The sequence below is a fragment of the Bythopirellula polymerisocia genome (genome assembly GCF_007860015.1).
GTDB classification, from domain to species: Bacteria; Planctomycetota; Planctomycetia; order Pirellulales; family Lacipirellulaceae; genus Bythopirellula; species Bythopirellula polymerisocia.
The window spans coordinates 407,402-419,890 of the sequence record NZ_SJPS01000002.1 but is presented as its reverse complement, the minus strand read 5'-3'; the positions used below and the strand labels follow the sequence as shown (position 1 = coordinate 419,890).

Genomic DNA, 12,489 nt, shown 5'->3' with positions numbered 1-12,489 from the left:
ACACACCTCGGCGACTTTGCTCCACCCGAAACCCGCGTCGAGTGGTCCACCCTCGGCCAGTTTGGAAATCCGCGAACTGCCTGAGGTCGAATTCACCGACCGCAGTTTCAGCAGGTGTCAGCTGCCGAAAGTCTCGGAAAAAAACCTTGTGTAAACCTCAGTCTGAACCCAGTTCTGATGAAAAGTCCTACGCCAAGAAAGTAGTCTTTTACATCAAGCCAAATGCAACGGACGAAGCGTCTCTCATGGAGCTATCCAAAAAGATCGTCAAGCAGATGCGTAAGACCCTCAACGAGTGGCTAGCGCGTCAAAAGCAGTTGCCGCCGAGCTGATTGAGTTCCGCTAAATAGGCTAGGTGAGACTTTGCGTCGACGTGGTCTTTTGATCCGCTTGTGGTTGACGACTAATTGGTCGATCAATTGAATCACTCCTGCCACCCGACGACAGCATTCAATACATAACCATTTGGCATGTCGAGAGGGCAACTTCCCTCTAAACTACCACGGTCCCCAACTTGGCCATTGTCTGGATGCCTTCGCATCCTGGAACGTTGCGATGATAGAGGTAATTCGCGATACGGTTTTCAAGACTCACATCGTTCGCGGTACGGTAGGATTCGACCCTCAAACTTCCCTGTAACGTGTCCATTTTGATCTCCTTCATGTAGATCTTTCCGCACGAGAATTCTACCTATGCATCATCAGAATTTTATTGACTGCTGAGGCAGGAAGGTAGGCAATGCAGGAGAACTCTGCCGAGAGATACTGCCAACTGATTGTGCCGCTCAAGGCCGAGCACTCTGCTCAACAAGGCGGCTGTTCCACAGCTTGGCATAATTCATGAGGAATATGTCGGTGGTAAACCGCCACTGTTTTCTTATCGTCTATTCTCTAATGAGATTATCAATAGAATACGACTAATCACAAAAGCTGGGATTCCTGTCAGCTACAATTGCTTGCGTTGCTGCGCCGTTAGCTGCAAAGCAGGCAGATTCCGGCTACGGCATTTTTCCCGCTCTTCTTCGGTGAACTCAATTAAAAACACAAAGCCCTTCTCACTTGAATGGCTTGATCACCGAGATTGAGTTCTGTGACATGGTTACCCTCTAAATGAAGATCAGTTTCTTTCACCGATGTCGGATTTTGGTAAAACATATGTAAGTCGGCTGACAAGATATGAACCTACAACATCTGCATTCCACAACTCGATTACATTTTCGCATAGATAGTAGGAGGGAGTATTGGCATGGGGCTCAAGCAACGCAATTCTTCATGGGATCATTTTGCTTGAGACCTGAGTCATGAGCGATTTGTCCTTAATTTTCGGATACTACTCTACGACTTTCAAAACTGTGGTTTGAAGATCCGAGTCTCTAGAAGAGTCACCCACCATAACTTTGAATTCACCAGGTTCGACGACATGGTTCATCTCAATGTCATAAAAAGCCAGGCTATCTGGTGTGATTTCTAGATTAATTGTTCGGTTTTCCCCGGGTTCTAACGTCACTCGTTGAAATCTTTTTAGCTCTTTGATTGGACGAGTTACCGAGCTAACACTGTCGCGGATGTACATCTGCACGACCACGTCACCTAAGCGCTTGCCGATATTCTTCACATCGACTTGAACAAATGTCGATTCTCCTACAGCGATCCTTGAATGAGCAAGTCTTGGTTGCCCGATTTCGAATTGTGTATAGCTCAGTCCGAAACCAAACGGATACAGAGGTGTCGCGTCATCGAATAAGTAACCACGTCTGGCAGAAGGTTTGTAATTGTAAAAGCATGGTACATGTCCGACGGAACGTGGAATCGAGATTGGTAATTTACCTCCTGGGTTCGCGTCTCCAAACAAAACATCCGCAACTGCTCGCCCTGACTCTTGTCCGAGATACCAGCACTCAAAGAGAGCGTCCGCTTTCTCTGACAGGTTGCCAATTGCCAACGGTCGCCCGTTGAACAGAAAGGCTACAATCGGTTTGCCTAGCTCAACGAGTGCATCGACCAAAGCATCTTGCATTCCGAAGAGTTGCAAAGAGGTGCGATCACCAAGGTGGTTTCCCATCCAGGCTTCGCGGGAGGTCTGCTCATTGCCGCCAACAGCGAGTACAATCACGTCGGCTTTCCTGGCGATTTCCACTGCCTCTGCAATACTGCGACGATCTTCCTCGACATCGGACGGTACCACTGTGTCTTCGAACCAGGACCCTCCCTTGGTGATCTTGCATCCTTCGTGATAGACCACTTGAGCCGACGTGCCTACATGGTCTTGTATCCCCTTAAGTACGGTTGATTGGAAACGTGGCAAACCGCTATAGCCACCCAAGAGAATTCGATCTGCGTTGGGACCTATCACCGCTATGGTGCTAATCTTGTCCAAATCGAGCGGTACCGTCTGATTTCTGTTCTTCAACAGAGTAATGGTCTTGTGGGCAGCTCGCAAGGCAATCGTGCGATGCTCTTCACTGCCAGAAATTTGCTGGGCGACCTCCGGATCGACGTATGGATTGTCGAACAACCCAAGTTGAAACTTCTGCTTCAAGAGTGGACTGACTAATTCATCGATATTGCCCTCGGTGACCAGACCAGCGTCAACACTCTCGATTAGCGATTTGTAGCAATCGGGCTCGGGAAGTTCGATGTTTACTCCAGCTCGGACAGCTAGTTCGCCAGCCTGCTTGCCATCGGCGGCCAAATGGTGCCCGTAGAGTTCGGGCCTCTCGTTGAGTTCACGAACGGCGTAATAATCCGATACAACTATACCTTCGAAGCCCCATTCATCCCGCAATACGTCACGTAAAAGCCACCGATTGGCATGCGATGGGACACCATCGATCTCATTGTACGAAGCCATCACGGCCAAGGCCTTGCCGTGTTTAATTGCTTGTTTGAATGGGTAGAGGAAAACTTCGCGCAATACGCGCATTGACACGTTGACCGGAGCACAGTTGTTTCCTGATTCTGGTTGACCATGTGCGGCAAAATGTTTTAATGTCGCAATCACGCTACGGCCGTCCTGAAATGACCGATCTCCCTGTAGTCCTAGCACTGCAGCGATTCCCATCGTGGCGACTAGATAGGGATCTTCTCCGAAAGTTTCTTCCACACGACCCCAGCGCGCATCGCGGGCAACGTCCACAACGGGAGCCAAAGCATGGTGCCCGCCACGGCATCGTGTTTCACTCGCAGTGACTTGGAAGACCTCTCTAACCAAATCGGGATCGAACGTTGCAGCTAAGCCAATCGGCTGAGGAAAGCTCGTTGCGTCCACCGCCATCAGTCCATGTAGACACTCTTCATGAAAGATCACGGGAATGCCTAGCCGACTGTTCTCGATAAACCAACGTTGGATCGTGTTTGCGAGCTCAGCCATTTGGAGAGCGTTTCGTCCCGAAGCGAAGCTCTTTCCCATGTTACTACCCGCATCGCTCAATCGTCCTACTTGTCCAAGACCATGGCCATGCCCAAAGCGAGATTTGGCGCGCACCGGATCAAAGCATGCCTGCTCGTCGAGAAGCTTATCGTTCTTCTCGTTCCAGACACAAACCATCTGCGCCACTTTTTCTTCGAGCGTCATCCGAGAAAGCAAGTCGGCAACGCGCTGCTCAATTGGCTTATCCGCGAGCTGATAAATGGGAGTGGAAACAGTAATAGCATCAATCGACAAACTAAGAATCTCCTGAGTTTAGCGTTCTATTATGTGGTAGTGCATTCTTCATTGCCTCTGCACTTAAAGTATTCTATGTCCAGTAGTTTATTTTTCATCTTCGGCTACCCGCAAAACAGCGTAAAAAGCAGGTTTGGGCTGGTAGTTGCGATCAAAAAGCAAGGGATAATTTGTTCGACCGGCAATCGGCCAATAGTTGAGCCACGATTGCCCATCGTCGACACCCCAAAAGGTTACTCGGTCGAGACTATCCCGATGGTCGTGAAATATGCGGAAGATTATCTCATACCGATTGGCTAGTTGTTTTTGCATATCATCGGGTAGACCAGTGGCAAATGGATTGAATTCTGGTCGATCCTGAAAGCGGACCGCCACATCTGCACCCGTATGGCGGGACGGCCTTGGCAATACGTTAATGTCAAGTTCTGTGATCATCAACTTCACGCCAAGTTGGCTTAGGTCTTGAAACATTAATTCCATTTCGGTCACCGTGGGATAGTCGAGCCCCCAATGACCTTGTAGGCCGATGCCATCAATGCGAATGTTGTTGTCTTTGAGATTGGAGACGAGCTTGGCTATATAATCTCGCTTGCCGAGCTTCCATTCGTCGAAGTCGTTGTAGTACAATTCGGCGTCGGGGTCGGCTTCATGTGCATATTGGAATGCTTTTTGGATGTAATCAGGGCCAATAATCATACTCCAGGGCGTCTCGCGCCAGGCGCCCTTTCTCTCGTCACGCGGCTCGGTGACGATGGCCTCGTTCACAACGTCCCAACCGTGGATTCTTCCCTTGTAACGACCAACGACGGTGTGGATATGGTCCCGCATTCGCTCAAGTAATGCGTCACGTTCGAGGGGTTTTCCTTGTTCGTCCTCGAAGACCCATTTCGGCGTTTGACTGTGCCAGACCAAGGTGTGGCCGACGATAAACATGTCGTGCTTTCTACCGAAATCCACGAGTTGATCCGCAGCCTTGAAATCGTACTTGTCCGGCTCAGGATGCACACTTTCCCACTTAAGCAGATTCTCGGGAGTAATTGAGTTGAACTGCTTGGCCGCCAACTCCAAAGCGGCAGGCACCTTACCGAGCACCTGCGCATTACCTAAAGCAGTTCCTACGAGGAAGTCCTCTTTGAAGGCCTCCTTCAAGGTGGCTTGCTGGGCCGATGCCGTATTCACTTGCACGCAAATGCAACAGAACACTAGTTGAAATAGAACGTTTGAATCGGTTTTATTCATACTCAAATCGACCAATGGGATTGAATCTTAGTTTCTAACTACAGGGTTGCATGGAGTCGTCTGCGACGTTCCGTGAGCTCTTCGTGCATTTCCAATTCCGTCGCCTTTCCAATTTTGTAATAGAGCAATGCTCCAACTCCGAGGAAGAACGAGATGGCTGGAAACACGCTCATGAGCAATCGGATCCCTTCCATGGTGCGCTCAGATTGCGCTGCATTAGGAGCATACTGGTAGTAGTCGAGCAGCCAGCCTTGCAAGGCCCCCCCTAGGCTCAGTCCCAGCTTTAATGCGAATACGGTCAAAGCAAATGTCATGGCGGTCGCTCGGCGACCCGTCTTCCACTCGGTAAAGTCTGCCACGTCTGCCATCATAGCCCAGAGCAAGGGAATCGTCGTGCCATAAACAAACTGTAGCAACATCTGCAATAACAAGATCGCTAGAAGTGCAGTGGGTGGCAAAAAATAAAAGGCAGCCATGCAGATGGCTGTCAGAAAAAGACTCACCCGGAAGACATCTCTGTTCCCGAATCGCATTGCTAGTGGCTTGGAAAGCAATACCCCGGCGATCGTGGTCAGTGTTCCCAATCCATTAAACCACCCGAATAGATCCTGCCAGGATGGGGCTCGTCCAAAAACCTCCCCTTCCCGAATATAGTATTGAAAATAGTAATATGTGCTCCCGCCTCGCATAGAAAGGCAAATAAAGATAAATACTGTGGCCACCGCAAGCGCCACCCAATTGCGATTACCAAATAAGTCGGCCACGTCTCCACGAAGCGAACTCTTGATCTGTGGGTCAGGTTTTACTCGCTCTTGCGTAGTGGCAAATGTGACGACAAAAAACGCTACGGCAATGATGGCCCACAACGCAATTGTCTTCTGCCATGCGCCAGCAGGATCTGCTTGCCCACCAAAAGAAGCCACGATATTGAGCGTATAGGTCTGCACCACAAACTGGGCTATCATCGCAAAAACAAAGCGCCAAGTTACCAGGCTACCACGTTCTGCCCGATCACCTGTCATCACGCCGGTCAGTGCGGAATAGGGGATGTTATTGGCCGTGTAGATCATCATCAGAAGATTGTAAGTAACCACAGCCCAAATAATCTTTCCAGTCGTGCTAAGATTGGGGACTGTGTAGCAAAGCACAAAGAGTATCGCGAATGGAATCGCTGTAATGAGAATCCATGGGCGGAACTTTCCCCATCGCGTATCAGTTCGATCGGCAAGCGCACCCATCATGGGATCGTTGAAAGCGTCCCACAATCGCGAAATCAGAAAAATGTATCCGGCAGTCGAGGCAGCAATTCCAAATACGTCGGTGTAGAATCCCATCAAGAACATGATTTGTGTTTGAAACACAAAATTGGCAGCGCAATCGCCCAGGCTGTACCCGGTCTTTTCCAATACCGACAGTTTTTGGGAGTCTTGATGCATAGGAATTCTCTTAAGATCTGCTTCTCGTAAAAAGTGTTTGACTCACCAAGTCTCGTGATTGTGAGGCAGCTTACCTGCGAAGTTGCCAACGTAAACATAGGCATTCATCATGTGACTGCTGTATTGTTCCGTTGCTTCGTAATCACCCCCTTTCGTTATCGCTGAGAATGTGCCGAGGCAGTACTCCTGTGCATTTGCAGTACTAGTACATAAGTCGAGCAATCTCTGATACAACTTCGATTGAGCTACAAGACGAGGTTGGCCGCACATTGTGGGCATGGGAGGATCGCTAGGGTGGACCGCTTGTTCAGCACGCTCGCCATTAAAACGTTGTGGGCACAGGAGCCTTGCCATACGAACTGAACTTCTTTGCCACATTTAGCTTGACATACAACTTCGAAAGTAACCTCTAGAGTGGGACTCAATAGTCAGTGAGTTTAAGGGGCCATTTAGATTACTTCGAGCTCAACTCAATATCGATGGTGTTGCTGCCAGGCTCAACGGTGAATTCCAAACCCGACGTGGTAACTTGCAGATATTTTTCGGGGACCAGCGGTTCGGATGGTTCGAAGCTGCGTTGACCTTCTGGAACATCCGGCGGACGGAAGGCCTGTACCGACGCACGGTACTTACCTGGTGGAAGACCTGGCAGTTTGTTCGTCTTGAGCTCGAATTTTCCGTTCGAGTCGAGGTTGCTTATCGACGGTACGGCAGAAGGATCCTCAGGGACAAAAGTGACGAGACCAGGAGAAACCGGCGTTCCATTCACGGTCACGATTCCGACGGCCGTTGAGTCGTATTTGCTCCCGCACCCGGAAAGACAGGTGACAAGAACGGCTAGGACAAGGCTGCCCCGAACACAACCGCTGCTTGGGAGGTGTCTACAGAATAAGGTTTGCATCCATTTCGCTCCTTGGAATTTCTGAGTGTGCGACATGAATGTCAATCTCTGGAGCTAGTTTCGCCACGGTTGCGCGTCGAGAGAGCTCGATAAACCAACGGGTTAACATCGTCTTGCACAAACGACACCGAGCCATCGACCATTGCAAAGTTGGCACCGCCAGGATGATTGCTGCGAAAGCCACGATTTTGGGTCCAGCACTCCCTTGCACCGGGATTCGTGCAGGCGCCCGATGTCTGAGGGTCCCAATTCAATTTGATCGCGGTGATGGCCCAATCGCCGTCACTCGACCATGCGGCGCTGTTACCGTCAACCGGGGAGGATTCTCCGATAAGAAACGTGTTGCTTGCACCGTCACTTACTTGACGTAACTCAACGCCACCGCGGATGTAGGTTGTCCTCCAGAACATCCCTACGCAGTCATCGCCAGTGTAGCATTGAAATAATGGATCGTAGGTATAGAGTCCGGGAGGTTGCGGGGCAAAACTAGGCAAGAATTCGAAGTGTCCATCGCCTGCATTTCCTTTGTAGCACGTTGTCGCAACAGTAAGCTCCCTGCCAAATGGCACACTACTATCAGAATAGGGAAACTGATTTGGTTGCAGCCCGCCAAATTCGTCCGAGGGACAAACGAGGACCGCGGGCTGCGTTTCCACCGCAGCGCGGAAGGTCGGATCGAGAGTGTAGTTCATCCCCAAATTCTGCCTGTCGTTCCAATCGCCGTTCAGTCCGTGGCCGGGGATATCAAATCTATCGTAAAGTGCTTGTTGTTCGAGGTAAGGCAAAACGCGGACAATCCAGCCACCACCGTCGAGGCCTTCTTTCGGAATACCGAATTTAGTGCGTGGTTGCCAAGAAAAGGTGAGTGAGTCGAGATCAACTTCCTGGACAGAATTGCCGTTGAAGTAATCCTCGTCGATCGGAAAAGCGCCACGCTGGTCATGATGGTTAATTGCAGCTAACGCAACATTCTTCAGGTTGTTAACACAACTCATACGCCGTGCCGCCTCTCGTGCGGCTTGAACCGCCGGCAGCAGCAACGCGACAAGCACTCCTATGATTGCAATAACGACCAGGAGTTCGACCAGAGTAAAACCGCGTCTGATGATGGGACTTGTCATGACTTCCGTTCCCAAATTGGTTGAAAAGCTCTGGCGCGTAATGCACGGCCAGCGAACAAATGATTAGCGGCGCCGATGGGCTGCCCAACCCACCGGCGCCATAACTTCAATTAGGACCTCTCTGTAATTCGGCGAATGGGCATCGCGCCAGTAGCACACAGCAGGAGCATCCAGGTGGCTGGTTCAGGAACACTCGTTGCGGCTGCCAGCGGCGGCGCTCCATAGTTAGTCTGCCAATCGGACAAATCTCCGACAGCAGGATTTCGTTGCCAGACCAGGAAATCATGTCCATCCACGTCGCCATCGCCGTCGAAGTCACCTGCAATACCTGGAGGACGCTCGACGATCGAGAACCGCAAGATTTCTATGCCCAGCACACCAGGATCATCGCCACTCGCCTGGATCTGCATCTGGCTTAGCCCAAAATTCTGCAGGCCATCGCCACCATTAGTGAAACCGAAGGTTGTCACAAAGTCGGTTTCAGAGCCGCTCCCCAACGGGATTGTAAACGTGCTGAAAGTACTTGTGTTGAAGTTGGCTGTATCGACGAAGAAATTAAAGTCTTCACTGCCTAATCCTGGGCCGCTATCATCGCCATCGTTGTCGCCTAACAGCAGATTGAACTGGTCGGCTGTATTGTTTCCGAGCAGCCTTGCCTCGATCTCGATTTGGTAGTCTGCGGCGTCGAAGTCAACATTCAATCCAGTGAAGCCAAAACCACCGCTGGGCCCACCGGTTCCGGCTGGGTCGGCGTTGATCAAGAAAGTTGAGCCGGAGGCATCGAGCACACCCGTCTCGCTGAAGGTACCGAAAGTAAACTTTTGTGTTTGAGCTTCATAAGTCGTTGTGTTGAACTCGATCAACAAGGGATCGTCCGGATCGACCAGCTTGACGCTATCCACGTCGATCTTCAACCGGTCGGTGCCGCCAAACGCACTCTGAATTTGGATTTGACGAAGTCCGTAGTTCTGGATCATATCTCCATCCATCTGATTGAAGGCGGCCTGGCGAAAAACTGGACCAGGGCTGACGAGTGACTGGGTTAGCAGCGTCGGCAGACCGGGTGTTACGCCAGTCAGGTTAAATGAGAATTGGTATTCCTCGCCTGTGTCGACCCCATCGTTGTCCACAAGCACGATGTTGAAGCTGCTGGCGACGTTCAGTGGGTCGACAGTCAGCATGATCTCTAGCTGGGTCGTTGCAGGGTTAAAATCTGCCACAAAGTCGGCCCCCATGCCACCGAACAAGCCGTTTGCCATATCGATATCATTGTTGATGTCGATGCTCATTACGCCCCCCGACGTATCGACTGCAAAGAAGTCATCGAAGTCAGCGAATGCAAATCCTCTCGCATCGTGAACTGCTGCATCGTAACTCGCGAATTCGGCGGCATCGCTTCTGGAAGTAGTGAGTATAAGTAAAAGTGCCGCAATGGCACCAATCTTTCTGCGATTTATCTTAGACATGTCTAAGTCTCCGTTGATAAGTATTTCCGCTGAGAGAGTAGGTAAAGAATTTGTAGTTGGAGTAGACGAACCAGACAGGCATGCAATTGATTCCCCACAGTTTGTTATCTATCCGGTTTCTCTGTATCTATTCGAAGTGAAACAAACGGCTCCCCGCCTACTCTACCCCAGGCAAGCAGGAAGCCAATTCGCAAAAAAATCTGTCTTTCAAATTCTGATTAGCTCTTTCTTCTGCGCTGAACGATCAAAGCAAGCATTCCAGTGCAAAAAAGCGAAGCAGTCATAGGCTCAGGAATCATCGTGAGCTTTAAGTTGTCAACATTCAAAGCTTGCGTAAAAGGTGCAGCACCCGTGCCATTAAACTGGAAAGTAATCTGAATCGTGCCACCAGACATATCAATGCCGGAATCTGCCATGAAGATCGCCGTATCACCCAAGTTCAAATCGTAGTGAGTGTAAGTATTGTTTAGTAGTTGATCGTTCCCGAAACCAGGATTGTCTGGAGCGGTATTGAGCTTGCCAGTGACTCCCCCACCAAATCCTGGTAATGCAAAGGTTTCAATCTGGATATTCAGGCTTCCCCCATCAGCCTTGGCATCAAAAGAAAGCGTGTAATCACTTAAATTCGAGCTTGTATTGCCCGTAATAGCGCCGTTTTGATACTGTGCTCCTACCCCAGAGAAGCCATTTCCATTCGCGGCCGTCGTGTTGACGGTCTGCCATGAGTCACCAGTGAGTCCGGCACCAACTCCAATACCCGTAGAACTGCTTGCGGTATCTCCAAACGTGTAACCAACTTGAAGAGCTGCTCCCCCTGACAAAGGATCAAAGTTCTCAGAAACAATAGTTACGCCGTAGCTGGCCGTAGCCAACCCAACTAAAGTCAAAGCAGTAAGACAATTACAGAAAACAAATCTTCTCATGAGACTCTCCCTCCAAAACGTGACAAGTTACGCCGCTATTCTACGCAGAACAACAACTCAGAAAAATTCCAAACACTACGAACGGCCAAAACGGCCGATTCAACTCTTTAAACTACACAACCTAGATTCACTAAAACTACGCCTCGGCTAGTTCCTCGTCCCTGGTGGGGCCGTCGTGCCGCGAATGACCAGTTTCTGGCGTAGCACAATATTTTCTAAATCTACTGAGCGAGGATGCTCGATGCGCTGCACAAGCATTTCGGCCCCGCGATGTCCCATCTCTTTCATGTCGAACCCAACTACCGACAGAGGGGGTGTCATGCAGCGAGTAATCATCATATCGTTAAATGCGATGAGACTTAGATCGGTCGGGATCGAAATCCCGTGAGTCCAAGCTGCATGTGTGATTTGTAGTGCTTCCACATGGCAATAGCCAAGCATTGCAGTTGGCCGTTTGCTGTCTAGTAGTCGGCCGATCGCTTCGTCAGTACTAATGTTCCATACTTCTCCCCGCACAGAATCCCCGGCCTCTTCAATGGCCTGTCTGAAACCTTGTTCACGCTCGCGGACACTCACATGCGGACGAATCGATTCATCGATGTAGAAGACAATATGTTTATGTCCGAGACCAATCAGATGACGAGTAGCCGCATAGGCGCCCCCCACATCGTCCGGCACGACATGAGGCACATCGTCGTCAAGCTTGTCTCCGAGAAGAATCGTCGGAAGCCCACTTTTCGAGATCGCTTCTTCAGTGCCCTCGGGGATATGTAATAGCATTGCCAGACCGTCGACTGCACCGCCGAAAACAAGTTCCTTCCAATGATCCTCTGAATTGGCGGGTATCAGCCTCAAATCGTAATTGTGCTTTTGCAGTGACTCTGTAAAGGAGACTGCAATTTCATTCATCGGATCTTCAAAAATCCAGTTTGGATTGGAATACAGCAGGCCAATCGTCTGTGTTTTGCGGCGCGACAAGGCCCTCGCCCGCCAATCAGGCTGATAGCCCAATTCTTCTGAGAGGCGTAAAATCTCAGCTGACTTCTCGGCACTGCGTTTCTGTGCACCTTTCACGTCGCCTCTCAGAACGCGCGCAACTGTCGAGTGCGATACTCCCGCTTTTCGAGCAATATCATTGAGAGTAGCTGACAAGTAGTGATCCTCCGCAATACTTTCTAACAATCTTCAGTCAAAAAGGAGGCAATTGCCAACCTATTTCGCCCGAAGAGTTGTGTACTCGTAGTGAATGAACCGAATTACAAATTGGAAGAGAATAAACGCCTATTCTGGTAGCGCTGTCAAATAGCAATTGACCACATTTCATGGCAATTTTTCGATAATAGTCCTATTTCAAATAGATGTCAACAATTCGGCGGGAAATATTTGACAGCGCTGTCATTCTATGAGAGAATTCACGTTAATACGCTGTAAACATCCATGTTTCCTGCTCCCTCTAGTGCTTCCTTCTAGTGCTTTGAGTGCAGTACTTTGGCTTTTTCATTGGAAGGGATGAGGCAAGTGGCCTCATTTCGAATAATTGTCCAGGTGACCACAGATTGGCATGCAGCAGCCTCGACAGTCTTCTTCATTCTATTGCATTTTACTTCTTAGAGTCACTTGAAACGATGCAAAAAATATCGGCTCGAAATACCGCTCCACTAACTATCAGGTCCAGTTGCACCCTGCGGGCGGCCTTCATCAGTTTTCAGTTTGCCATCTCGATACTTTGCTTTCTTTTTG

11 protein-coding genes are annotated in these 12,489 nt (G+C 49.9%); 1 reads left to right on the top strand and 10 read right to left on the bottom strand.

All coding sequences use genetic code 11. From position 1 onward, the window contains the following. Positions 1 to 146: 146 nt before the first annotated feature. Positions 147 to 332 (top strand): hypothetical protein, encoded by a 186-nt coding sequence (locus Pla144_RS07845; RefSeq protein ID WP_146449773.1) that lies wholly within the window; start codon positions 147 to 149, stop codon positions 330 to 332. A 160-nt stretch (positions 333 to 492) separates the two neighbouring features. Here the strand turns inward: Pla144_RS07845 and Pla144_RS24495 are convergent, their stop codons facing one another. From Pla144_RS24495 to Pla144_RS07800, 10 genes are all read right to left on the bottom strand, one after another. Then, a complete protein-coding gene (locus Pla144_RS24495; protein ID WP_197530482.1) occupies positions 493 to 663 on the bottom strand; it encodes a hypothetical protein in 171 nt (56 codons plus the stop codon). Between the two features lie 666 nt (positions 664 to 1,329). Continuing rightward, a complete protein-coding gene (locus Pla144_RS07840; RefSeq protein WP_197530481.1) occupies positions 1,330 to 3,663 on the bottom strand; it encodes a glycoside hydrolase family 3 N-terminal domain-containing protein in 2,334 nt (777 codons plus the stop codon). Between the two features lie 87 nt (positions 3,664 to 3,750). Further along, positions 3,751 to 4,902: an endo-1,4-beta-xylanase gene (locus Pla144_RS07835; protein ID WP_146449770.1), complete on the bottom strand. Its 1,152-nt coding sequence runs from the start codon at positions 4,900 to 4,902 to the stop codon at positions 3,751 to 3,753. A gap of 38 nt (positions 4,903 to 4,940) precedes the next feature. Next, positions 4,941 to 6,338: an MFS transporter gene (locus tag Pla144_RS07830; protein WP_146449768.1), complete on the bottom strand. Its 1,398-nt coding sequence runs from the start codon at positions 6,336 to 6,338 to the stop codon at positions 4,941 to 4,943. Positions 6,339 to 6,380: 42 nt separating this feature from the next. After that, the gene (locus Pla144_RS07825) at positions 6,381 to 6,692 is read right to left on the bottom strand and encodes a mannonate dehydratase (RefSeq protein WP_197530480.1); all 312 of its coding nucleotides are present in this window, start codon (positions 6,690 to 6,692) and stop codon (positions 6,381 to 6,383) included. 100 nt (positions 6,693 to 6,792) lie between these two features. Further along, positions 6,793 to 7,239 carry a hypothetical protein gene (locus Pla144_RS07820; RefSeq protein WP_146449762.1) on the bottom strand — a complete coding sequence of 149 codons (447 nt, stop codon included), beginning with the start codon at positions 7,237 to 7,239 and terminating at the stop codon, positions 6,793 to 6,795. A gap of 41 nt (positions 7,240 to 7,280) precedes the next feature. Then, complete coding sequence (locus tag Pla144_RS07815; RefSeq protein WP_146449760.1) at positions 7,281 to 8,360, bottom strand: DUF1559 domain-containing protein; 1,080 nt, start codon at positions 8,358 to 8,360, stop codon at positions 7,281 to 7,283. Positions 8,361 to 8,470: 110 nt separating this feature from the next. Further along, on the bottom strand, positions 8,471 to 9,826 hold the full coding sequence (locus Pla144_RS07810; protein WP_146449757.1) for a hypothetical protein: 1,356 nt from the start codon (positions 9,824 to 9,826) through the stop codon (positions 8,471 to 8,473). Positions 9,827 to 10,044: 218 nt separating this feature from the next. Continuing rightward, a complete protein-coding gene (locus tag Pla144_RS07805) occupies positions 10,045 to 10,749 on the bottom strand; it encodes a PEP-CTERM sorting domain-containing protein (protein WP_146449754.1) in 705 nt (234 codons plus the stop codon). 147 nt (positions 10,750 to 10,896) lie between these two features. Continuing rightward, positions 10,897 to 11,901, bottom strand: a complete 1,005-nt coding sequence (locus tag Pla144_RS07800; RefSeq protein WP_197530479.1) for a LacI family DNA-binding transcriptional regulator — start codon at positions 11,899 to 11,901, stop codon at positions 10,897 to 10,899. Positions 11,902 to 12,489: the final 588 nt, after the last annotated feature.